The organism is Streptomyces sp. LaBMicrA B280 (assembly GCF_049222185.1).
Classification (GTDB): domain Bacteria; phylum Actinomycetota; class Actinomycetes; order Streptomycetales; family Streptomycetaceae; genus Streptomyces; species Streptomyces murinus.
Genome location: NZ_JBMJCT010000062.1, coordinates 124825 through 146641 on the forward strand (window position 1 = coordinate 124825; position 21817 = coordinate 146641).

General features: G+C 72.1%; 22 protein-coding genes. 9 read left to right on the forward strand and 13 right to left on the reverse strand.

Translation table 11 applies throughout. From position 1 onward, the window contains the following. Positions 1-49 precede the first annotated feature (49 nt). Complete coding sequence (locus tag ACLF5H_RS33585; protein ID WP_421679793.1) at positions 50-844, reverse strand: sugar phosphate isomerase/epimerase family protein; 795 nt, start codon at positions 842-844, stop codon at positions 50-52. Between the two features lie 186 nt (positions 845-1030). Between ACLF5H_RS33585 and ACLF5H_RS33590 the strand changes: the two genes are divergently transcribed. Next, complete coding sequence (locus tag ACLF5H_RS33590) at positions 1031-2458, forward strand: alkaline phosphatase family protein (protein WP_421679794.1); 1428 nt, start codon at positions 1031-1033, stop codon at positions 2456-2458. Between the two features lie 160 nt (positions 2459-2618). Beyond that, positions 2619-3755 carry a hypothetical protein gene (locus ACLF5H_RS33595; protein ID WP_421679795.1) on the forward strand — a complete coding sequence of 379 codons (1137 nt, stop codon included), beginning with the start codon at positions 2619-2621 and terminating at the stop codon, positions 3753-3755. A 62-nt stretch (positions 3756-3817) separates the two neighbouring features. On the opposite strand, the gene ACLF5H_RS33600 is transcribed toward ACLF5H_RS33595, so the two are convergent. Continuing rightward, positions 3818-4864: a LacI family DNA-binding transcriptional regulator gene (locus ACLF5H_RS33600; RefSeq protein WP_421679796.1), complete on the reverse strand. Its 1047-nt coding sequence runs from the start codon at positions 4862-4864 to the stop codon at positions 3818-3820. A 259-nt stretch (positions 4865-5123) separates the two neighbouring features. Here ACLF5H_RS33600 and ACLF5H_RS33605 point away from each other — a divergent pair, with 259 nt between their 5' ends. From ACLF5H_RS33605 to ACLF5H_RS33620, 4 genes are all read left to right on the forward strand, one after another. Beyond that, a complete protein-coding gene (locus ACLF5H_RS33605) occupies positions 5124-6278 on the forward strand; it encodes a Gfo/Idh/MocA family protein (RefSeq protein WP_421679797.1) in 1155 nt (384 codons plus the stop codon). Then, on the forward strand, positions 6275-7426 hold the full coding sequence (locus tag ACLF5H_RS33610) for a dihydrodipicolinate synthase family protein (protein ID WP_421679798.1): 1152 nt from the start codon (positions 6275-6277) through the stop codon (positions 7424-7426). Before ACLF5H_RS33605 ends, ACLF5H_RS33610 begins: the two co-directional genes overlap by 4 nt. A 32-nt stretch (positions 7427-7458) precedes the next feature. After that, entirely contained in the window at positions 7459-8256 is a 798-nt protein-coding gene (locus tag ACLF5H_RS33615; protein WP_421679937.1) for a sugar phosphate isomerase/epimerase family protein, read from the forward strand. A 67-nt stretch (positions 8257-8323) separates the two neighbouring features. Continuing rightward, positions 8324-9013 (forward strand): SDR family NAD(P)-dependent oxidoreductase, encoded by a 690-nt coding sequence (locus ACLF5H_RS33620; RefSeq protein ID WP_421679799.1) that lies wholly within the window; start codon positions 8324-8326, stop codon positions 9011-9013. Between the two features lie 28 nt (positions 9014-9041). Here the strand turns inward: ACLF5H_RS33620 and ACLF5H_RS33625 are convergent, their stop codons facing one another. The 4 genes from ACLF5H_RS33625 to ACLF5H_RS33640 all read right to left on the reverse strand — a co-directional run bounded on the left by ACLF5H_RS33625 (position 9042) and on the right by ACLF5H_RS33640 (position 11609). After that, the gene (locus ACLF5H_RS33625; protein WP_421679800.1) at positions 9042-10256 is read right to left on the reverse strand and encodes an esterase/lipase family protein; all 1215 of its coding nucleotides are present in this window, start codon (positions 10254-10256) and stop codon (positions 9042-9044) included. Between the two features lie 145 nt (positions 10257-10401). Further along, positions 10402-10599, reverse strand: coding sequence for a DUF397 domain-containing protein (locus tag ACLF5H_RS33630; RefSeq protein ID WP_421679801.1), 198 nt, complete (start codon positions 10597-10599; stop codon positions 10402-10404). After that, positions 10592-10798, reverse strand: a complete 207-nt coding sequence (locus ACLF5H_RS33635) for a DUF397 domain-containing protein (RefSeq protein ID WP_421679802.1) — start codon at positions 10796-10798, stop codon at positions 10592-10594. Before ACLF5H_RS33635 ends, ACLF5H_RS33630 begins: the two co-directional genes overlap by 8 nt. Then, positions 10785-11609, reverse strand: a complete 825-nt coding sequence (locus tag ACLF5H_RS33640; RefSeq protein ID WP_421679803.1) for a helix-turn-helix domain-containing protein — start codon at positions 11607-11609, stop codon at positions 10785-10787. The genes ACLF5H_RS33635 and ACLF5H_RS33640 overlap by 14 nt, the downstream gene beginning before the upstream one ends. 178 nt (positions 11610-11787) lie before the next feature. On the opposite strand from ACLF5H_RS33640, the gene ACLF5H_RS33645 reads away from it, so the two are divergent. From ACLF5H_RS33645 to ACLF5H_RS33655, 3 genes are all read left to right on the forward strand, one after another. Further along, positions 11788-12066: a hypothetical protein gene (locus tag ACLF5H_RS33645; RefSeq protein WP_421679804.1), complete on the forward strand. Its 279-nt coding sequence runs from the start codon at positions 11788-11790 to the stop codon at positions 12064-12066. A gap of 219 nt (positions 12067-12285) precedes the next feature. Then, positions 12286-12678: a YciI family protein gene (locus ACLF5H_RS33650; protein WP_421679805.1), complete on the forward strand. Its 393-nt coding sequence runs from the start codon at positions 12286-12288 to the stop codon at positions 12676-12678. Next, entirely contained in the window at positions 12675-13937 is a 1263-nt protein-coding gene (locus ACLF5H_RS33655) for an RNA polymerase sigma factor (protein WP_421679806.1), read from the forward strand. Before ACLF5H_RS33650 ends, ACLF5H_RS33655 begins: the two co-directional genes overlap by 4 nt. Here the strand turns inward: ACLF5H_RS33655 and ACLF5H_RS33660 are convergent. From ACLF5H_RS33660 to ACLF5H_RS33690, 7 genes are all read right to left on the reverse strand, one after another. Then, entirely contained in the window at positions 13888-14697 is an 810-nt protein-coding gene (locus tag ACLF5H_RS33660; protein WP_421679807.1) for a hypothetical protein, read from the reverse strand. The genes ACLF5H_RS33655 and ACLF5H_RS33660 overlap by 50 nt on opposite strands. Positions 14698-14779: 82 nt before the next feature. Beyond that, entirely contained in the window at positions 14780-15160 is a 381-nt protein-coding gene (gene rbsD / locus ACLF5H_RS33665) for a D-ribose pyranase (RefSeq protein ID WP_421679808.1), read from the reverse strand. Continuing rightward, the gene (locus tag ACLF5H_RS33670) at positions 15157-16056 is read right to left on the reverse strand and encodes a ribokinase (RefSeq protein ID WP_421679809.1); all 900 of its coding nucleotides are present in this window, start codon (positions 16054-16056) and stop codon (positions 15157-15159) included. The genes rbsD and ACLF5H_RS33670 overlap by 4 nt, the downstream gene beginning before the upstream one ends. 130 nt (positions 16057-16186) lie before the next feature. Next, positions 16187-18136, reverse strand: coding sequence for a substrate-binding domain-containing protein (locus tag ACLF5H_RS33675; RefSeq protein ID WP_421679810.1), 1950 nt, complete (start codon positions 18134-18136; stop codon positions 16187-16189). Further along, complete coding sequence (locus ACLF5H_RS33680) at positions 18126-19661, reverse strand: sugar ABC transporter ATP-binding protein (RefSeq protein WP_421679811.1); 1536 nt, start codon at positions 19659-19661, stop codon at positions 18126-18128. The genes ACLF5H_RS33675 and ACLF5H_RS33680 overlap by 11 nt, the downstream gene beginning before the upstream one ends. Then, on the reverse strand, positions 19658-20710 hold the full coding sequence (locus tag ACLF5H_RS33685) for a LacI family DNA-binding transcriptional regulator (protein ID WP_421679812.1): 1053 nt from the start codon (positions 20708-20710) through the stop codon (positions 19658-19660). The genes ACLF5H_RS33680 and ACLF5H_RS33685 overlap by 4 nt, the downstream gene beginning before the upstream one ends. A 164-nt stretch (positions 20711-20874) precedes the next feature. Then, positions 20875-21783: an NADP-dependent oxidoreductase gene (locus ACLF5H_RS33690; protein WP_421679813.1), complete on the reverse strand. Its 909-nt coding sequence runs from the start codon at positions 21781-21783 to the stop codon at positions 20875-20877. Positions 21784-21817: the final 34 nt, after the last annotated feature.

Below are 21817 nucleotides of genomic sequence, written 5' to 3' on the forward strand. Positions count from 1 at the left end.
CCGGACTGCGCCCGACGGGCCCCGATGGGCTCCGACGGGCTCCGACGGGCTACGCCGCCTCGCCGAGCAGTCGTACGAGGTGATCGCGGCCCGCGGCGAGCAGGCCGGGCAGCGGGGCGGCCTGCTCGTACCACCGCTTCTCGTACTCCCAGCACAGCCAGCCGTCCCAGCCGCCCCGGCTGAGCACCTCCACGCACTCGGTGAGCGGCAGCACGCCCGCGCCGAGCGGCAGCGGGGTCGTGTCCTCGGCCGAGGCGATGTCCTTGACCTGCACATATCCCAGCTGCGGGGTGAGCGCCGCATACGTCTGCGCGGGCTGCTCGCCGCCCAGCCAGGTGTGCATCACATCCCACAGCGCCCCCACCTGCCGATGCCCCACCGGGCCCAGCACCCGGATGGCGTCGGCGCCGGTGCGGTGCGAGTCATGGGTCTCCAGCAGGATCCGCACCCCGAGCGCGGACGCGTCCTCGGCGGCGGTCCCGAGCCGCCGGGCCGCGATCGCGTCGGCCTCCTCGTGCGGGCCCTCCCCGCCGGGAAAGACGCGGACGAAGGGCGCACCGAGATCGTGGGCGAGCCGGAGCAGCCCCCGCACCTCGCCGAGTACCGCCGCGTCGTCACCGGGCGCGGCGAGGCGCGCGTACCCGGCCACGCACAGCGGTTCGATGCCGGAGCCGCGGAACAGCGCGGCGACATCGGCGCGTTCGGCGGGGGAGAGGCCGGGGTGGACCGGTTCCTCGGGATGGGCGCGCAGTTCGACTCCGTGGTAGCCGTGCTCGGACGCGAGCGCCAGGACGTCCGGGACGGGCAGGCCGGGGACACCGAGAGTGGAGAACGCCAGTTTCATGCCCCGGGACCTTACTCGACGCGCCGGGTGCCCACCTCGTCTCGGCATAAGCCGCAATGTCATGACTTCCCTAAAGGGACCCCAGGTGTTGGCCGCGTTTTCACCACCGAGCTCTGCCACGCCGATCGGCGTGGGTAGAGAGTGTCTGCTGGTCTGGTCCACGAGAACCCTCAAGAAGGGCAATTCATGGCAGAGTTGACGCGACGCAGACTCCTGGGTTCGGCTGCCGGCGTGGTGGGCGGTGCCGCCGCCCTCTCCCTCCTGCCGCCGAGCGTGCAGAAGGCGGTGGCCGCCGAACCGCCCCGGCACGGCTCCCTGCACGACATCGAGCACGTCGTCCTGCTGATGCAGGAGAACCGGTCCTTCGACCACTACTTCGGCACGCTCTCCGGCGTGCGCGGCTTCGCCGACCCGCACGCGCGGCGGCTCGACACCGGGCGCAACGTCTTCTACCAGCCCGACGCCGAGAACCCGAAGGGCTATCTGCTGCCCTTCCACCTCGACACCCACAAGTCCAGCGCCCAGGCCATCCCGTCCACCAGCCACGCCTGGTCCGTGCAGCACCAGGCGTGGAACGGCGGCAAGATGGACCAGTGGCTGCCCGCCCACCGCAAGGCCGACGGTGTCAACGGCCCCTATGTCATGGGGTACTACACGCGCGAGGACATCCCGTTCCAGTTCGCGCTCGCGGAGACCTTCACCGTCTGCGACAGCTACTTCTGCTCGGTCCTCGGCCCCACCTGGCCCAACCGCCTGATGTGGATGTCCGGTTCGATCGACCCGGGCGGCACCCGGGGCGGCCCGATCATCAGCAACTCGGCCCCGACGCCGTACCGCTGGACGACGTACGCGGAGCGCCTCCAGGCGGCCGGGGTCAGCTGGAAGGTCTACCAGCAGGACGACGACTACGGCTGCAACCTGCTGGAGCAGTTCGCCACCTTCAAGAACGCCCAGCCCGGCTCCGACCTCTACGAGCGCGGGGTACGGCCGCAGCCGGAGGGCACCTTCGAGGACGACGCCCGCAACGACCGGCTGCCGGCGGTGAGCTGGATCATGCCGACCAGCTACCAGTCGGAGCACCCGGACTATCTGCCCGCCGCGGGCGCGGACTTCGTCGCGTCGAAGATCGAGGCCATCGCCGCCAACCCGAAGGTGTGGCGCAAGACGGCCTTCATCCTCAACTACGACGAGAACGACGGCCTCTTCGACCACGTCGCCCCGCCCACCCCGCCCGCCGGGACCAAGGACGAGTTCATCGGCGGCCTCCCGATCGGCGGCGGCTTCCGGGTCCCGGCCATCATCATCTCCCCCTGGACCGTGGGCGGCTGGGTCGCCACCGAGACCTTCGACCACACCTCCGCCCTCCAGTTCCTCGAGCGCTTCACCGGCGTCGAGGAGCCCAACGTCAGCGACTGGCGGCGCGCCACCTTCGGCGACCTCACCAGCGCCTTCCGCTTCTCCCGGAGCGGCAAGCGCGCGCCCCGGCTGCCCGATGACACGGCGGAGCAGCTCGCCAAGGCGAAGGAGGAGGTGGCGACGCTGCCCGCGCCGCGGCTGCCCGACGGGAACCAGACGTTCCCGCACCAGGAACGGGGACACCGGCCGCAGGTGTAAGGGGCAGGCGGGCGGCGGGTAGGCCCATCGGGTGAGGCGGCACGGGCTGTCGGTGTCGTGGATCATCCGGGGACTCTCATCGGGACAAAGTGTGACCAACTGACCGTAGCCGGTCGCACTCAGCGCCTGCTCGGCCCCCGATGGGAGTCCTTCGTTGCGCTTGAACAGACTGACCGCGTACGTGACGGCGGTCCTGACCGCGGGCGCGTCCGTGCTCTGCCTGGCGCCGTCCGCCCAGGCCGCCACCCAGCGCGTCACCGCCGCCGACCTGGGCCCCGGCGGCCCCTGGCTCCGCCTCCAGGACCAGGGCCCCTCGACCCACCCGCCCGGTGTCCAGGAGGTGTCGCCGTTCGCCGACCCCGTCCACTGGAACGGCAGCCTGCACCTGGCCATCGGCCCCGGCCAGCAGTCGCAGGCCGCGTACTACTACACGGCGGCGGTCCAGCTGAGCACCGTCCTCGGCTCGGAGATCTCCTACGACTCCTACGTGGACAGCGCGCACACGACGACGACGGGCACCGGGCCCAACCTCCAGCTGCCCATGTTCTGCGACGGCGCCTTCACCACGCTGAGCTTCCAGCCCCAGCTGGCCACGGACGCCGAGGGGCGGCACGGGGTCGTCCCGGACATCTGGCAGCACTGGGACTCGGGCCCGTCGGGAATCTGGCGCACCTCCCGCGCGGTCGCGAGCTTCCCGGCCGGGGGCGACGCGCCGCTGAGTGACTTCGCCGCCGCGTGCACCGGTGACACCAGCGGGGTGATCGGGCTGATCGGCAACGTCGGCAGCCTCGGCGACACGACCGCGTCGCTTGACACCTACGTGGACAACCTGACGGTGAACGGCACCAGCTACGACTTCGCCGTCGACGGCACGGCCACCGCACAGGTCGACCTGCACACCACGGCCACCGGGGTCGCCGGTACGGCCGTCTTCCACAGCCCCGCCGACGGGCCGGAGTTCGCCGACCCGGGCGCCCGCCTGCTGATCAGCGCGAGCACCAACCCCGCGCCGGGCGACGTCCAGGTGACCATCGACGGCATCCCGGCGGCCGTCACCACCGAGGGCGGCCATCTGGTGGCCCAGCTCCCGCAGCCACTCGCCGACCGCCTGCTCCCCGGCGGCACCCTCACCGTCCCCTTCACCATCACCCTCCCCGGCGGCACCGGCGGCTACGGCTACGGCTACGGAGGTGGCGGCGGCCACGGCACCGTGACCGTCACCGCCCGACTCCTGGCCCGCGGCTACCAGCCCCTGCAGCCCACGAACGTCAGCGCCGAGGACTCGATCACCTACTGACCACCCCCGACGAGCGACCGGCCGCCACCGAGTCCTGGTGGCGGCCGGTCGCCCCCGTCCCCTCAGCCCCGTGCCACCCCTGTCGACCCGCGCACCACCAGTTCCCCCCGTACGGCGCCGATCCCCCCGGCCGGTGCCTCCTCGCGGGCCATGGCGATGCGGCCGGCGCGGGCCGCCGCCCCGGTCAGGGGCAGGCGGAGCGTCGTCAGGCCGGGTACGACGTCCACGGCCACCGGGAGATCGTCGAAGCCGGTGACGGACACGTCCTCGGGGACGCGCAGGCCGGAGTCCCGCAGCGCCGCGCACGCCCCCGCCGCGACGGAGTCGTTCGCGGCGACCAGGGCCGTCAACGACGGGTCGCGGCCCAGGAGTTCACGCGCGCCCTCGTACCCGGAGCGCCGGTCGAACCGTCCGTGGACGATCCGGCGTGGGTCCTGCTCGATGCCCGCCGCGGCCAGCGCGGCGCGATGCCCCTCAAGCCGGTGCCGCGTCGTCGACCGCTCCTCGGGACCGGCGAGGTACCCGAGCCGCCGGTGCCCGAGCCCCACCAGATGCTCCGTCACCGCCCGCGCCCCGCCGAGGTTGTCGAAGGTGAGCGCGACCGCCCGCGCGTCCGGCACCGGGGGCCGCCCGCACAGCACCACCCGCGTCCCACCCTCCCCGAGCTTGCGCAGCTTCGCCGCGACCGCCGCCGCGTGCGGCGCGTCCACCACCGCGCCGCCGGTCAGTACGACCGCCGCCGCCCGCTGCCGTTGCAGCAGCGTCAGGTACTTCAGCTCCTGCTCCGGCGAACCCCCGGTGTTGCAGACGACCGCGAGCCGCTCACCGCCCGCCCGCCCCCCGGTGCCCCCGATCTCCGCCTGGATCGCGCTCGCCATGATCCCGAAGAACGGGTCGGCGATGTCGTTGACGAGGATGCCGACCAGGTCGGACGTGGCGGCGGCCAGCGCGCTCGCGGGCCCGTTGAGGACGTAGTCCAGCTCGTCCACCGCGCGCAGCACCCGCTCCCGGGTCGGCGCCGCCACCGGGTAGTTGCCGTTCAGCACCCGCGACACCGTCGCGGGGGAGACCTGGGCGCGCGCGGCCACGTCCGCCAGGGTCACGGTCATCTCGTCGTCCTCCGGTCGCGCATCTCGTGGTCTCGTCAGGCCAGGTAGACGGCCTGAAAAGGGCTTCGGTTCCCGGCCCCCACCGGTGCCCCTCCCGGCCGAACCGGGCCCGGAACCCGGACAGGTCTTGTGCCGGCCGCCGTCCTGAGGCTAGCTTCCTCCCCTGTAGAAAGCGCTTGCTATGACGATTGTCGCAGTGGACACACGGCGCGCGGCGCCACAGAAGAGGACCCGGAGCGGGTCCGTGGAGGGGACCGACGTGACACGCGAGACGACGGTGCGCATCGCCATGAACGGCGTGACCGGGCGCATGGGCTACCGCCAGCACCTGCTGCGCTCGATCCTCGCCCTGCGCGACCAGGGCGGCCTCGACCTCGGCGACGGCACCGTGCTGCGCCCGGAGCCGATCCTGCTCGGCCGCCGTGAGCACGCGCTGCGGGAGATCGCCGACCGGCACGGCCTGGAGCACGTCTTTACCGACCTGGACGCCGTGCTCGCCGACCCGTCCGTCGACATCTACTTCGACGCGCAGGTCACCGCCGCCCGCGAGGGGGCGATCAGGAAGGCGATCGCCGCGGGCAAGCACGTCTACACCGAGAAGCCGACCGCCACCGGCCTCGACGGCGCCCTCGAACTCGCCCGCCTGGCACGGGAGAAGGGCGTCCGGCACGGCGTCGTCCAGGACAAGCTGTTCCTGCCGGGCCTGCGGAAGCTGAAGCGGCTCGTCGACGGCGGCTTCTTCGGCCGGATCCTGTCCGTGCGCGGTGAGTTCGGCTACTGGGTCTTCGAGGGCGACTGGCAGGACGCCCAGCGCCCCTCCTGGAACTACCGCGCGCAGGACGGCGGCGGCATCGTCGTCGACATGTTCCCGCACTGGGAGTACGTGCTGCACGAACTGTTCGGCCGCGTCACCTCCGTGCAGGCGCTGACCGCCACCCACATCCCCCGACGCCGGGACGAGCGCGGCGAGCCGTACGACGCGACGGCCGACGACGCCGCGTACGGCATCTTCGAGCTGGCCGGCGGCGCGATCGCGCAGATCAACTCCTCCTGGGCGGTGCGCGTCCACCGCGACGAACTGGTCGAGTTCCAGGTCGACGGCACGGAGGGCTCGGCGGTGGCGGGCTTGCGTGACTGCCGTGTCCAGCATCGCGCCACGACCCCCAAGCCCGTCTGGAACCCCGACCTCCCCGAAACCGGGGCGTTCCGCGAGCAGTGGCAGGAGGTCCCGGACAACGGGGAGTTCGACAATGGCTTCAAGGCGCAGTGGGAGCTGTTCCTGCGGCATGTGTACGCCGACGCGCCGTACCGCTGGGACCTGCTGGCCGGAGCCCGCGGTGTCCAACTCGCCGAGCTGGCCCTGAAGTCGGCGGCGGAGGGCCGCCGCGTCGCGGTACCGGAGATCACGCTGTGACCATCGAACTCCCCTCGCCCGACGGCACCTTGCGCACGTACGAGCCGCGCCCCGAGCCCTTCCGGGCCGCTTCCGGCGCGGCCCTCACCTCCCGTACGGTCTTCGCCGCGGCCCATGTCGTCGCCGACCCGTACGCGGACGTCTCGCCCGACTCGCCCGCCGCCGTCGACTGGGACGCGACCCTCGCCTTCCGCCGCCAGCTGTGGGCGCACGGCCTCGGGGTCGCCGAGGCGATGGACACCGCCCAGCGCGGGATGGGCCTGGACTGGGCGGGGGCCGCCGAGCTGATCCGGCGCGGCGCGGCCGAGGCGAAGGCGGTCGGCGGGCGCGTCGCCTGCGGGGCCGGCACCGACCAGATCACCGGCGGGAGCCTCACGGACATCCGCGCGGCCTACGAGGAACAGCTCGCGGTCGTCGAGGAGGCGGGCGCCCAGGCGATCCTGATGGCCTCCCGCGCCCTGGCCGCGACGGCGACCGGGCCCGAGGACTACCAGGAGATCTACGGCCACCTGCTCCGACAGTCCGCCGAGCCGGTCGTCCTGCACTGGCTCGGCCCGATGTTCGACCCGGCGCTGGAGGGCTACTGGGGCTCGGCCGACCTGGATGCCGCCACCGAGGTGTTCCTCGATGTGATCGCGGCCCAGCCGGACAAGGTCGACGGCATCAAGATCTCCCTCCTGGACGCGGGCCGGGAGACCGCCCTGCGCCGCCGGCTCCCGGCGGGCGTGCGCTGCTACACCGGGGACGACTTCCACTACCCCGAGCTGATCGCGGGCGACGAGCGGGGCTTCAGCCACGCCCTGCTCGGCGTCTTCGACCCGCTCGCCCCGCTGGCGGCCCAGGCGGTACGGCACCTCGACACCGGGGACGTGTCCGGCTTCCGCGAACTCCTCGACCCCACCGTGGAGTTGTCCCGCCACCTGTTCCAGGCCCCCACCCGCTTCTACAAGACCGGCGTCGTCCTCCTCGCCTGGCTGGCCGGCCACCAGTCGCACTTCTCCATGCTGGGCGGCCTCCAGTCGGCCCGCTCGCTCCCGCACCTGGCCCGCGCCTATGAACTCGCCGACACCCTGGGCCTGTTCCCGAACCCGGCGCTTGCCGAGAGCCGTATGAAGACCCTTCTCTCCCTGTACGGAGTCCAGCAGTGACCGGTGCCCTCGACCGCCTCTCCATCAACCAGATGACGGTGAAGCAGCTGTCCCTGCCCGAACTGGTCGCCGCGTGCGCCGAGTCCGGCATCGGCAAGGTGGGCCTGTGGCGCGCGCCGGTGCGGGCGTACGGCGTCCCGGAGGCGGCCGCGCTGGTCCGGTCGGCGGGGCTTGAGGTGACCACGCTGTGCCGGGGCGGCTTCCTCACCGCCGTCGACCCCGGTGCGCGGGCCGCCGCCCTGGCCGACAACCGGCGCGCGGTGGACGAGGCGGCGGCGCTCGGCACCGACACCCTGGTCCTGGTCTCCGGTGGCCTCCCGGCGGGCAGCGGGGATCTGGCCGGGGCCCGTGAACGCGTCGCCGACGCCCTCGCCGAACTGGCCCCCTACGCCGGGTCCCACGGCGTCCGCCTCGCCATCGAGCCCCTGCACCCGATGTTCGCCGCCGACCGCTGTGTGGTGTCGACCCTGGCCCAGGCCCTGGACCTCGCCGAACGCTTCCCCGCGCACCAGGTGGGGGTGGCCGTGGACACGTACCACATCTGGTGGGACGACCGGGCTCCGGCGGGGATCGCCCGCGCGGGCGCGGGGGGCCGTATCCACACCTTCCAACTCGCCGACTGGATCACACCGTTGCCCGCGGGTGTCCTCAACGGCCGGGGCCAGATCGGGGACGGCTCGATCGACATGCGGGAGTGGCGGGGGCGCGTCGAGGCGGCGGGCTACACAGGGCCGATCGAAGTCGAGCTGTTCAACGAGGAGTTGTGGGCGCGGGACGGCCGGGCGGTGCTGGAGGAGACGGCGGCGCGCTACCTGGAACACGCCGTCTGAGGGGAAGCGGCCCGGACACGCCGCAAACCATTGGCCGATCGAGGCGTCCCGGAGAGAGGCTGTCCCCATGACGACAACCTTGATCACCGGGGCCAACAAGGGCCTCGGGCATGAGACCGCCCGCCAGTTGATCGCGGCGGCCCACACCGTCTACCTGGGAGCGCGCGACACCGAGCGGGGCACGGCGGCGGCGGCCCGGCTCGGCGCCCGGTTCGTACAACTCGATGTGACCGACGACGCGTCGGTCGCCGCGGCGGTGGCCACCGTCGAGGCCGAGGGCGGTCTGGACGTCCTGGTCAACAACGCCGGGATCGAGGTGCGTTCCCCGGCGGGCGACATCATCGGCGCCGCGGACCTGACCGCCGACGTGATGCGGGAGGTGTTCGAGACCAATGTCTTCGGCGTGGTCCGGGTGACCCACGCCTTCCTGCCGCTGCTGGAGCGCTCCGCCGCCCCGGTCGTGGTCAACGTCAGCAGCAGCCTCGCCTCGCTGGCCCAGGCCGGAAAGGGGTACCCCGGGGTCGCCTACCCGGCCTCCAAGACCGCGGTCAACATGCTCACCGTGCAGTTCGCCAAGGCGTTCCCGCGGCTGCGGATCAACTCCGTGGAGCCCGGCTACACCGCGACGGACCTGAACCGGCACGAGGGCGTCCAGACCGTCGAGCAGGGCGCCGGGATCATCGTCAGGATGGCCCGGCTGGGCCCGGACGGACCGACCGGCGGCTACTTCGACGCGTCGGGCCCGCTGCCCTGGTAGGCCGGGCCCGACACTCCCTGCCGCCCGGTCAGTAGGCGAACCGGTCGAGCAGCCAGCGGCCCAGTTCCTCGGTGACGGCCGTGTGCGTGGTGGTCGTGGACGAGCACATGAAGTCGTCCAGGTCGCTCTCCTCCGGCGGGAGGTCGTCCACGTTCACATAGAGGTCGTCCTGCCGGCCGATGTCGCGTACGGACACCGCGCTGATCGTCGGCACGAAGCAGATGTCCGGGTGCCGCAGGTCCACCGTGCCGCCGCCCTTCTCCAGCGCGTTGGCGAGGATGCGGTACGTGTTGAGCGTGCCGCCGGGGGCGCCGTCGACCTCCGGGAAGCCGTCGGTGGTGATCGTCTTCTCGGCCTTCGGGAAGCGCCGGTTCAGGTAGGCGGCGGTCACGTCGTCGCCCTGGGCCTGGGTGTAGAAGGTGGTGCCCGGGTAGATCCGCTCGACGCGCAGCGCGGTCTCCCCGGGCCGCACCTCGGGCAGCCCCACGCCGTCCCCGCGCCCGTTGGCGACGCCGAGCAGCCGCGGGATGCGGGGCCAGCCGCCCAGCCGCGCCAGCTCCTCCAGCAGATCCTGGCGTTCCTTGGCCACCCCGGTCTTGCCGGTGTCCTTGTCGTAGTGCCGCCACAGCATCTGGCGGGCGGCCGGGCTGTTCATCTGCCGGGCGAAGTCGTTGTCCGGGAACGGGATGAAGTACGAGAACGCCTGGACGCCGACCGGGATGGTGGCGCCGCGGTGCGGGGTGTCGTACGAGAAGTACGTGCCCGTCTGGTGGTCGATCCGCTGCGACTCCAGCTTGGCGAGGGCGTACCGGGTGACGAGGCCGCCCATGCTGAACCCGCCGACGATCAGCCGCTCGCCGCCCAGCCTCTCGGCGTTGGCCCGCAGGATCGCCGCGGTGGCCGCGTGGGCGTTGGTCTGGATCGCGGCGGTGCGCTCGTTGAAGCCGAGCAGGATGACGTCCTTGCCGCGGCGGCGCAGTTCGCTGATGAACGGGTAGCCGCTCTCCAGGAACTGGTAGAGCTTGTCGAGTTCGCTCCGGCCGAGGTTGAACCCGTCGGCGATGATCACGGGCCGGGTGATGGCGTGGTTCCCCTGACCGTGGAACACCCAGGCGAAGCCTTCCGGCAGGCTCCACTCATTGTCCGGGGACGGTACCTCGACAGGCTTGTGCACCCGCTGGTCGAGCGGGTCGCTGATGGTCAGTCCGGCGAGTTCCGGTTCGGCCGAGTCCTGAGGCGACATGGTGGTGCTCCTAGGTGTCGTCGCGGAGGGCAAGACACCGCCATGGTGGAGCCGCGTTCAGGTCGTACCGGGCGTGTTGGCCTGCGGGTTCATCAGATGGGATGGAACGCGCCGGGGGACCGTTTGATCCCCCGGGCACGTGCGTTCAGCCCTTGAGCGCGCCGACGAACGCCGCCCAGCTGTCTGCGGAGAAGAGCAGCGCCGGGCCGCAGGTGTTCTTGCTGTCGCGGACGGGGACGGCGGCGTGGCCGCGAGCTACTTCAAGGCAGTCACTTTGGCCGCCGCCGCTGTAGCTGGACTTGTACCACCCGCTGAGGGTGGAGGCGTCGGAGATGTCAGCCATCGAGGTGTCCGTTCTTGAGCGCGCCGACGAAGGATGTCCATCCGTTCATGGAGAAGAGCACGGCCGGGCCGGAGGTGTTCTTGCTGTCGCGGACGGGGACGGCGGCGTGGCCGCGAGCTACTTCAAGGCAGTCACTTTGGCCGCCGCCGCTGTAGCTGGACTTGTACCACTCGGTGACGGTGTGTTCATTGCTCTGCATGTGCGTATTCCTCCGCTACCACTCTGACGAAAGCGAGTGACTTCTCCCGGGACAGCGCCTCGCTCAGCGCAAGGTTGTAAGACGTCTGGCACTGTGCCACCAGGGCCGGGCTCTTCATCAAGTTGCCGCTGATTAAGCCTTCGACATAGGCCAAGGGGGCTGTGTTCTCGAAGCTCAGGAGCGTGAGCATGCTCTGGGCGAGGGCGTGAGCCCCGGCGCTGTACGGCAGCACGTGGAACCGCAGACGTCCCGCCTCGGCCATGTCCGCGATCTTGTGGAGCTGTTCGGCCATGACCTGGGGGCTGCCTACGCAGCGTCGCAGCACCCCCTCGTCGAGGACTGTCCACACGACAGGATGCGATGGGTCCTCCAGGATCTGGGCACGCCCCGTGCGGATCGCGACTGACCTGTCGATTTCCTCGGCGGTCCAGTCCGCTCGGTAGCCCTTGAAGACTGCGCGTGCGTAGTCGGGGGTCTGGAGCATGCCAGGAACGAGCGAGAGCGCGAACTGCTGGATCTCCGTTGCCTGGCGCTCCAGTTCGGACATGGCGGCGAAGTAGCTCGCCCACGTCGACGTCAGCTCATCCAGCCACTGTGTGAAGAAGCTGCCGGTGCCCAGCGCCTGATCGATCCGTTGCACATCGTCAAAGCCCGGCAACCGCCTGCCCGCCTCGTAATGGCTGATGAGGGTGGGCGAGCACACGAGGTGACGGGCCAGTCCCGCTTGGGTGAGCCTGGCCGCCCCACGACGTGACCGGATCTCCTCCCCGAACCTCTCCCGTGGTGTGCGGGCTTTGCGGTGCTCGTCCATTAATCAACTCCCTTGCATGACACGCAGGATGTCAACCCGCCCCCTCTAGAAAGCCTAGCCATCGCCGCGCCACGCTGTGACCGAATCACCACACACCGAAGTCACCGCACACGAATGGGTAGACCGGCATGGCAAAACTCCCCACCCGGCGCCACCTCGACCTCGTGGAGGCCCACGCATGAACGAACGTCTGCTTCCCTGGACCGGGTCCGAGGAGAAGCCCTGCTATCTCATCGGGGACGGCGACGGGTACGTCTCCCGGGTCGCCGACCAGGTCGAGGGCGTGCAACTCGGCATGGCGGGCAGCCTGCTGGACCATACCGCCGAACTGCTCTCGGGCGAGGGACTCACCAGGGAGGAGCTGCACTACCTGGTCCGGCGCCTGATCGAGTCCCTGAAGGAGGTCAAGCGCATCGCGGAGAGCAGGGGCGCGCGGCTGTCCGGAGCGGCCGAGTAGCCGATCGTGGAGAGTTGAGCGGATGATCACGACACCGACCCGCCGCCGTACCGCCGCGCTCACGACCCCGCTGACTCTCGGTGCCGCCCTGAACACCGAGGGCGGTGACGCGCGGCCCGCGGCCCACCTGGGGAATCGTGCTGGTGAATCCCGAGCCGAAGGATGTCAAGAAGTCCGGCCCCGCTCCGACTACAAGGTGAAGGGCCCCCGCAGGGGTCCGTGAACCACGAGGAGTACGACATGCAGTTCCTGATCTGCCTGCACATCAACCCCGCCGTGCTGGACGCGCTGACCGACGACGAGAAGACCGCGGTCCAGGAGGGGCACGGGAAGTTCATCGAGACGCTGAAGGAGTCCGGCGAGCTGCTCACCACGCAGGCGCTGGCCGACCCGTCCCAGTCCGCCGTCGTCACCGTGCGCGGCGGGCAGACGGTCGTCACCGACGGCCCCTTCCTGGAGGCCAAGGAGCACCTGGGCGGCTTCTACCTGGTCGACTGCGAGGACCGGGAGCGGGCGATCGAGCTGGCCGCCATGATCCCGGACGCCGGGATCGAGGGCCTGGGTGTCGAGGTGCGCCAGGTGATGTTCGCCTGCGGACAATTGGAGGCATGAGCACACCCAGCCCGGCACCGGACGTCGAGGGCCTGCTGCGCGATCTCGCGCCGCGGGTCCTCGGCGCGCTGGTCCGCAGGAACGGCCGGTTCGAGGACTGCGAGGACGCCGTGCAGGAAGCCGTCCTCGCCGCCACCACCCGGTGGCCGGCCGAGGGCGTGCCGGAGAATCCGCGCGGCTGGCTGACCACCGTCGCCGCCCGGCGGCTGATCGACCAGGCGCGCAGCGATCTCGCCCGGCGGGAGCGGGAGGCCGCGACCGCCGCCGAGGTCCGCCCCGGCGAGGTGCCGGACACCGACGACACGCTGCTCCTGCTGTTCCTGTGCTGCCATCCGGCGCTGACCCCGGCCTCCCAGACCGCCCTGACCCTGCGGGCCGTCGGCGGTCTGACCACGGCCGAGATCGCCGGTGCCTTCCTGGTGCCGGAGGCCACGACGGCGGCCCGGATCAGCCGGGCCAAGCAGCGGGTCAGGGCGGCGGGCGGCACCTTCGGGATGCCGGAAGGACCGGCACTCCAGGAGCGGCTGCCGGTCGTCCTGCACGTCCTGTACCTGATCTTCAACGAGGGGTACACCGCCTCCTCGGGCGACCGCCTCGACCGCCCCGACCTCGCCCACGAGGCCATCCGGCTCACCCGCGCCGTGCACGCCCAGCTCCCCGGGGACGGTGAGGTCACCGGGCTGCTCGCCCTGATGCTGCTGACCGAGGCCCGCCGCCCGGCCCGTACCACCGACTCCGGCGACCTGGTGCCGCTGGCGGAACAGGACCGTACGACATGGGACCGCGCCCTGATCGAGGAGGGCACCGCGCTGGTCAGGACGGCCCTCGCCGGACCGGCCCTCGGCCCCTATGCGCTCCAGGCCGCCATCGCCGCCACCCACGCCGACGCGGCCAAGGCGGAGGAGACCAACTGGGCGCAGGTGCACGCCCTTTACCTCATCCTGGAGCGCATCGCGCCCAACCCGATGGTCACCCTCAACCGCGCCATCGCCCTCGCCGAGACCGAGGGCCCCGAGGCCGGGCTCACCCTCCTCGCCACCCTGGACGGCGACGACCGGATGGCCCGCCACCACCGGCTGCTGTCCGTCCGCGCGCACCTGCTGGAACGCGCCGGTGACACCCAGGGGGCGTACGACCACTACCGGCGCGCCGCGAAGGCCACGGCCAGCCTCGCCGAGCAGCGGTATCTCCAGGCGCGGGCGGCCCGGCTCAGCGGGGGGACGTCCGGCGGTACGGACGGCCCCGGAAGAAGAGGATGACGAAGGTGATCGCGGCGATGAAGCACGCCGTCATGCCGCAGGCCAGCAGGGCGTATCCCGCCCCGCTGAGGCCCGGCACGTCGGTCACCGTCGCCACGCCCGCGGCGGTCCGCTCCCGGCGCTCGTGGTCGGGATGGTCCGCGAGGTAGAGGACCTGCCCGGCGAGCGCCAGCACGCAGAGCGCCGCCCAGGCCAGGAGCCAGCCGCCCGCCCTGCCCCACCAGGGGATCCGCGGGCGCAGGGCGACCCCCGGGCAGCGGGCCAGCAGGACCCGCCCCAGGTCCCCGGCGCCCGCGGCGAGCCCGTCCGTCCGCAGCCGGCGGCCGTCGTCGAAGGCGATCTCGACGCGGTAGCCGTTGCCGAGCCGGGTCGCGAGGCGGCTCACGGCGTCGCCCTCGACGTGGAGGGCGGTGACGCGGTCCCAGGTCCAGCCGTCGGCCCCCCGCCGCGACCCGTGGACCAGGCCCAGCTCCCGCACCTCGAAGTACTCCCCGGGCGCGCCGCGCAGCGCCCGCCGGATCTGGACCGCCGCGACCCATACGGCGCCCAGCGCCAGGCCGATCAGCAGCCCGACCGCCCGGCTGGCACCGGCGGACCCCTCATCGACGGCGGAGAGGCCCCACACCCCGAGGCAGCCCGAAGGGACGGCGACGATCAGGGCCCAGGCGGCGTTCACCCACCGCTTGCGGTGGTCGACCGGATGCCGACCGAGCACCGGCCCGAGCCGGTCGAGAGCGCTCGCTCCCTCGACAGCAGTCACCGGCCAAGTCAAACACCGCCGGTGGGGATGCACAACACCCGTCTACCCCAGCGGAGTTGCCCACCCTCCTTCGTCGCGTCCCCTAGAAGAACACCCCGCACCGCAGCAGCACATTGGCGTACGGGCTCGCCTCGCCGGTGCGTACGATCAGCCGCGCTCCCGCCGACAACTCCTTGAGCCGCTCGTGCGGGACGAAGTCCAGATTGGCGAACTGCCGCTCCACCAGGTCGAGATGGTCGCCGCGCAGCTCCTCCGCCACCGTGGCGCCCTCCAGGACCAGCTCGTCCACCAGGCCGGCGAAGACCTCCGCGAAGGACGGCACACCGGCCCGGAAGGCCAGGTCCACCACGCGCGGGCCGCTCGGGACCGGCATGCCCGCGTCGCAGACCAGCACCTCGTCCCCGTGCCCCAACTCGGCCAGCGCGCCCGCCAGATGGCGGTTCAGGATGCCCGACTTCTTCACAGCTGCTCGACCTCCGAGGCCGTCGGATACGACTCCTGCGCCCCCGCTCTCGTCACGGCCGCCGCGCCGACCCGGGCCGCGTAGCCCGCCGCCTCGGCGAGGGCCGCGCCCGCGCCCAGCCTCCAGGCCAGGGCGGCCGTGAAGGCGTCGCCCGCGCCCGTGGTGTCCACCGCGTCGACCTTCACCGACGCCACCCGGGCCGCGCCCGAGCCGTCGTGCACCAGCGCGCCCTCGGCGCCGAGCGTGACCACGACCGAGCGCGGGCCCAGCGCCAGCAGCCCGCGCGCCCAGTCCTCCGGCTCCGCCCCGGCGTCCTCGCCCAGGATCACCCGCGCCTCGTGCTCGTTGACGATCAGCGGGTCGCAGGCCGCCAGCACCTCGGCGGGCAGCGGGCGCGGCGGAGAGGGGTTGAGCACGAACCGGGTGCCGGACGGCAGCTGCCGTACGACCTCCGCCACCGTCTCCAGCGGGATCTCCAGCTGCGCCGAGACCACGCGCGCCGCCCGCAGCAGCGCGGCGGACTCCCGGACGTCCGCCGGGGTGAGGCGGGCATTGGCGCCGGGCGACACCACGATGCTGTTGTCCCCGGACGGGTCGACGGTGATCAGCGCGACCCCGGTCGGCGCCCCGCCCTCCAGCACGCCCGACGGGTCGACCCCGGCCGAGCGCAGCGAGTCGAGCAGCAGCCGGCCGTGGCCGTCCTCGCCGACCCGCGCCAGCAGCGCCGTACGGGCGCCCAGCCGGGCCGCGGCGACCGCCTGGTTGGCGCCCTTGCCGCCCGGATGCGTGGACAGATCCCCGCCGAGCACCGTCTCACCGGCGGCCGGCCGCCGCTCGACCCCGATCACCAGGTCGGCGTTGGCCGAACCCACGACCAACAGGTCGTAGTCGTACATCAGTTGACTCCCATGAACCCTTTGAATCCGATGCGTCCGCGAACTCGCGGAACGAGCCTGGGCGGACGGCCGCCCCCATGGTGACCCATGGTCCACGACCGCCCGCCCGAGCCTTCTCCGCCCCGCTCCGTCAGCCGGTGAACCCGGCCACGTTGTCCTTCGTGACCACCTTCACCGGCACCTTCACCGTCTGCTCCACCTTCTTGCCCTGGGACGCCTTGAGCGCGTTGTCCACGGCGATCCGGCCGAGCTGGGTCGGCTGCTGAGCGACGGAGGCGTACAGCGTGCCCGCCTTGACCGCGTTCAGGCCGTCCGGGGTGCCGTCGAAGCCGACCACCGGCACCGACGTACCGGCCTTGGAACCCAGCGCCTTGATCGCGCCGAGGGCCATCTCGTCGTTGGCGGCGATGACGCCCTGCACGTCCGGGTGGGCCTGGAGCAGGTTCGACATCACGTCGAGGCCCTTGGTGCGGTCGAAGTCGGCGGGCTGCTGGGCGACCACCTTGATGCCCGGGTACGCCTTCAGCCCGTTGGCGAAGCCCTGCGCACGCTCCCGCGCCGCCGAGGTGCCCGCCTGACCCTGGAGGATCACGATCTTGCCCTTGCCGCCCAGCTTCTCGGCGATCGTCTTGGCCGCCTGCTCGCCACCGGCGATGTTGTCCGAGGCCACCAGGGTGTCCACGGCGGCCTTGTTGACCCCGCGGTCGACCGCGATCACCGGGATCTTCGCCTTGTCGGCGGCCTTGACCGAGTTGCTCGCCGCGTCCGAGTCCACGGGGTTGACGATGATCGCGTCAAGGCTCGAACTGGTGAAGTTCTGGAGCTGGTTGGCCTGCTGGGAGGCGTCGTTCTGCGCGTCGGTGACCGTCAGGTCCACGCCCAGCTTCTTCGCCTCGGCCTGCGCACCGGAGCGGACGCCCACGAAGAACGGGTTGTTGAGGGTCGACAGGGACAGACCCACCTTCGGGTTCGCCGCGGCCGAGGAGCCGTTGTGCAGGAAGGAGGTCGCGCCGACGATCGCCACCGTCACCACGGCCGCGAGCCCGTACGTCACCGCCTGCTTGCCCTTGTCGCCGCCGCCACCGGAGGTCACCGGGGTGGCACCCGCCTTGCGGCGCACCGTGTCGAGCAGCACCGCCAGCGCGATGACGACACCGATCACGACCTGCTGCCAGAACGCGGAGACGTTCAGCAGGTTCAGGCCGTTGCGCAGCACCGCGAGGATCAGCGCGCCGACCAGGGTGCCGGACGCCTTGCCGGTGCCGCCCGCGAGCGAGGCACCGCCGATGACGACCGCCGCGATCGCGTCCAGCTCATAGCCGTCGGCGGCCTGCGGCTGCGCGGAGGACAGCCGGGAGGCCAGCACGATGCCCGCGACCGCCGCGAACACACCGGACAGGGCGTAGATCGCCAGCTTCTGCTTCTTGACCCGCAGGCCCGACAGGCGCGCGGCCTCCTCGTTGCCGCCGATCGCGTACATCGAGCGGCCGATGTAGGTGCGGCCGAGCACGAACGCGGCCAGCAGCCCCATCACGATCATCACCAGGACCGGCACCGGCAGCCAGTCGCCGAGCGTGTCACCGAGGTGCGAGACCGAGTCCGGGAACGGGATCGGCACACCACCGGAGATCACCAGCGACAGACCGCGCCCCACCGACAGCATCGCGAGCGTCGCGATGAACGGCGGCAGCTTGCCGTAGGCGATGAGGAAACCGTTCACCAGACCGGCCGCGACACCCGTGGCCACCGCCAGGACGACGGCCAGCGCGACCGGCACCCCGTGCTGGGTGGCGCTCCACGCCAGCACCGTCGCCGACAGCGCGGCCACCGAGCCGACCGACAGGTCGATGCCCGCGGCCACGATCACGAAGGTGACACCGAAGGCCAGGATCGCCGTCACGGCCGCCTGGACACCGATGTTCAGCAGGTTGTCCGTCGTCAGGAAGTCACCGGACAGCGCCGACAGGGCGATGACCAGGACGATCAGCGCGGTCAGCGCGCCGTTGTCGAGCAGCAGCCGGCGCAGGCCGCCCGGGGCGCCACTCGCTCCCGTCGTGCTCTTGAGCGTGTCAGTGGCCACGGGTGGCCTCCTTCGCGGTGTCGGTGTTCTGGTGCGTGGGGGTGGATACGGCGAGCGCCATCACGGCGTCCTGGGTGGCCTCGTCGGCCGCGAGTTCTCCGGCGATCCGGCCCTGGGCCATCACCAGCACCCGGTCGCTCATGCCGAGCACCTCGGGCAGATCGCTGGAGATCATCAGCACGGCGGCACCGGCGGCCGTCAGCTCGTTGATCAGCTGGTAGATCTCGACCTTGGCGCCGACGTCGATACCGCGCGTCGGCTCGTCGAGGATCAGCACCTTGGTGTCGGCCAGCAGCCACTTGCCGATGACGACCTTCTGCTGATTGCCGCCGGACAGCGTGCGCACCTGCTGACCGAGCCCGGCCATCCGCACACCCAGCTGACCGGCGATCCGCTCCGCCGCGACATGCTGCGCCTTGCGGTCGACCAGCCCGGCGCGGGTCGCGGCCCGCATGGTCACCAGGCCCAGGTTCTCCTCGACCGAGGCGTCCAGCACCAGGCCCTGCCCCTTGCGGTCCTCGGGCACGAGCCCGATCCCGGCCGCCATCGCGGCGTTCACGTCGGAGCGCCGGAGCGCGGTGCCGCCGACCTTCACGGCCCCGTCGTCGTACGGATCCGCGCCGAACACGGCCCGGGCGACCTCGGTCCGCCCGGCGCCCACCAGCCCGGCGACGCCGACGACCTCACCGGCGTGCACCTCGAAGCTCACATCGTGGAAGACACCGCCCCGGGTCAGCCCCTCGACACTGAGCAACGCGGCGCCCTTGTCTGGGCGTTGACGCGGATACTGCTGCTCGATGGAGCGCCCGACCATGAGCCGTACCAGCTCGTCCTCGGGGGTGGCGGCGGGCACCTGGCCCACGCTCTTCCCGTCCCGGATGACGGTGACCCGGTCGCCCAGCGCGGCGATCTCGTCCAGGTGGTGCGTGATGAAGACGATCCCCACCCCGTCCGCCCGCAGCTGCCGCACGATGGCGAAGAGCTTGTCGACCTCCTCCGAGGTCAGCACGGCGGTCGGCTCGTCCATGATGAGCACCCGCGCGTCCAGGCTGAGCGCCTTGGCGATCTCCACCATCTGGAGCCGGGCGATGCCCAGTTCGCGCACCCGGGCCCGGGGCGACACCCGCACGCCGACCCGCTCCAGGAGCTGCGCGGCCTCGGCCTCCATCCGCTTGCGGTCGATCATCCCGAGGCGGCGCGGCTGCCGGCCCAGGAAGATGTTCTCGGCGACGGTCAGGTCCGGGACGAGGTTGAACTCCTGGTAGATGGTGGCGATCCCGAGCCGCTCGGAGTCCTGCGCACCATGGATGCGGGTCTCCTGACCGCCGACGAGGATCCGCCCGGCGTCGGGCGTATAGGCGCCGGAGAGCATCTTGATGAGCGTGCTCTTGCCGGCGCCGTTCTCACCGAGCAGCACATGCACCTCGCCCCGGCGCAGATCGAAGTCGACACCGTCGAGCGCGACCACGCCGGGAAAGGACTTGCGTATGCCCTCGATGCGCAGCAACTCGTCCGGGTTGCTCACGTCGTGCTCCTTTGCACTGGGGGGAGGGACGGGGTGGGGATGATGCGGGCCGGCTCCGGCGCCTCACCGCAGGAGCGGCGTACGACCAGCCGGGCGGCGAGGGTGACGGACGCGGCCGGCCGCCCCTCGATCCGGTCGACCAGGGCGCGTACGGCGGCCCGGCCCAACTCGCCGGTGGGCTGGGCGATCGCGGTGACCGGGGGATCGGTGTGCACGAACCACGGGATGTCGTCGAACGCGGCGAGCGCGATGTCGTCCGGCACCCGCAGCCCGCGCGCCCGGACGGCGTCCAGGGCGCCGAGCGCCATCAGGTTGTCCGCCGCGAAGACGGCGTCCGGCGGCTCGGGAAGATCGAGGAACCCCTCGGTGACCCGGCGCCCGCTGGCGGCCTGGAAGTCGCCCTGGCCGATGTGGACATCGGGCAGGGGGAGTCCGTACGCGGCCAGCGCGGCGCGGAACGCCTCGACGCGCTCGCTGCCGGTGGTGGTCGCGGCGGGCCCCGCGATGATCGCGACCCGCCGGTGCCCGAGGGCGTGCAGATGCGCGACGAGGTCCTGTACGGCGGCTCGTCCGTCGGCGCGTACGACGGGGACGTCGACGCCGGGGATCCAGCGGTCCACGAACACCATGGGGGTACCGGCGCGGGCGGCGTCCAGCATCAGCGGGGAGCCGCCGTCGGTGGGGGAGACGAGGAGCCCGTCGATCCGCCGGTCGAGCAGGTTCCGTACGTGGTGGTCCTGGAGATCGGGCCGCTCGTCGGCGTTGCCGATGATGACGCTGTACCCGAGCGCCCGGGCCTCCTCCTCCACCGAGCGGGCCAGCTCGGTGAAGTAGGGATTCAGCACATCGCTGATCACGAGGCCGAGGGTGTGGGTCTGATCGGTGCGCAGCGAACGCGCCACGGCGTTCGGGCGGTACCCGAGCGACTCCACGGCGGCCAGCACCCGGGACCGGGCGTCCGCGCTCACGGACGGATGCGCGTTCAACACCCGCGAAACCGTCGCGACGGACACGCCCGCCGCGGCGGCGACGTCCTTGATACTCGCCACCTCCGGCCCACCTCCTTGTGAACTCGTGACGCTTGGAATCGATTACATCGAGACGAGACACGATTGGAATCGATTACACGAGGGGTGCACAAGGGGGTGGGGGTGGCCGAAACTCAATCGTGACCTGGCGTGAAAGTGGAGGCGTAGGGCGTCCGCCCTCCAGGTCAGGGGAGCAGGACGACCTTGCCCCGGACGCGGCGGGCCTCGATGTCGGCGTGGGCGCGGGCGGCCTCCGCCAGCGGGTAGGTGCCGCCCAGGGGAAGGGTGAGGTTGCCCGCGGCCACCGCCGCGACCAGCTCCGGCAGGGCCTCCGGGATCCGGTCGGCCGGGCCGCCGGTGCTGAAGCGCACGCCGTGCCGCGCGGCGGACATGTCGGCGATGGTGAGCACCCGGGCGGCGTCCCCGGTCAGCGCGACCGAGTCGGCCAGTACGCCCGCGCCGGAGCAGTCGAGGACCCGGTCCACGCCCTGGGGCGCGGCGGCCCGCACCCGCTCCGCCCAGCCCTCCCCGTACGGCACGGCGGTGGCGCCGAGTCCGGTGAGCCCTTCGATGTCGTGCTCCCCGGCGGTGGCGACCACGGTGACGCCCCGGGCCGCGGCGAGCTGCGCGGCGAGGACGCCGACGCTGCCGCCCGCGCCGTGGATCAGCAGGGTCTCGCCCGCTCGGGGGTCCAGCTGGCGCAGCGCGCGGTAGGCGGTCTCGCCCACCGTCACCAGGGCGGCGGCGGTCTCGAAGGAGAGCTCCGCGGGCTTGGGGACCGGCCGCTCCAGCAGGGCGTACTCGCTGTAGCCGCCGTTCGGGGTGGCGCCGAGGACCTCGTCGCCGACCCGCGCGCCGGCGCCCTCGCCCGCCTTGTCGACGACGCCGGACACGTCGAGGCCCGGCCGTACCGGGAACTCGGCGGGGAACGCCTTGGCCATCGCGCCGGAGCGGATCTTCAGGTCGATCGGATTGACCGCGGCCGCCCGGACCTTGATCCGGACCTGGCCCGGCCCCGGCTCGGGCGCGTCGGTCTCGGAGAGGGTCAGTACGTCGGGGCCGCCGTAGCGCGTGTAGCTGATGGCGTGGGACATCGAGAACTCCAGGGGGGAGGGGTGGGGTGGGGAG

Coding starts and splice junctions, on each gene's coding strand:
- ACLF5H_RS33625 (WP_421679800.1), bottom strand. CDS start 10,256: ATGTCGCCTCAGGACTCGGCCGAACCGGAACTCGCCGGACTGACCATC.
- ACLF5H_RS33645 (WP_421679804.1), top strand. CDS start 11,788: ATGAACGAACGTCTGCTTCCCTGGACCGGGTCCGAGGAGAAGCCCTGC.
- ACLF5H_RS33615 (WP_421679937.1), top strand. CDS start 7,459: ATGACGGTGAAGCAGCTGTCCCTGCCCGAACTGGTCGCCGCGTGCGCC.
- ACLF5H_RS33620 (WP_421679799.1), top strand. CDS start 8,324: ATGACGACAACCTTGATCACCGGGGCCAACAAGGGCCTCGGGCATGAG.
- ACLF5H_RS33630 (WP_421679801.1), bottom strand. CDS start 10,599: ATGGCTGACATCTCCGACGCCTCCACCCTCAGCGGGTGGTACAAGTCC.
- ACLF5H_RS33640 (WP_421679803.1), bottom strand. CDS start 11,609: ATGGACGAGCACCGCAAAGCCCGCACACCACGGGAGAGGTTCGGGGAG.
- ACLF5H_RS33690 (WP_421679813.1), bottom strand. CDS start 21,783: ATGTCCCACGCCATCAGCTACACGCGCTACGGCGGCCCCGACGTACTG.
- ACLF5H_RS33635 (WP_421679802.1), bottom strand. CDS start 10,798: ATGCAGAGCAATGAACACACCGTCACCGAGTGGTACAAGTCCAGCTAC.
- ACLF5H_RS33655 (WP_421679806.1), top strand. CDS start 12,675: ATGAGCACACCCAGCCCGGCACCGGACGTCGAGGGCCTGCTGCGCGAT.
- ACLF5H_RS33670 (WP_421679809.1), bottom strand. CDS start 16,056: ATGTACGACTACGACCTGTTGGTCGTGGGTTCGGCCAACGCCGACCTG.
- ACLF5H_RS33590 (WP_421679794.1), top strand. CDS start 1,031: ATGGCAGAGTTGACGCGACGCAGACTCCTGGGTTCGGCTGCCGGCGTG.
- ACLF5H_RS33585 (WP_421679793.1), bottom strand. CDS start 844: ATGAAACTGGCGTTCTCCACTCTCGGTGTCCCCGGCCTGCCCGTCCCG.
- ACLF5H_RS33600 (WP_421679796.1), bottom strand. CDS start 4,864: ATGACCGTGACCCTGGCGGACGTGGCCGCGCGCGCCCAGGTCTCCCCC.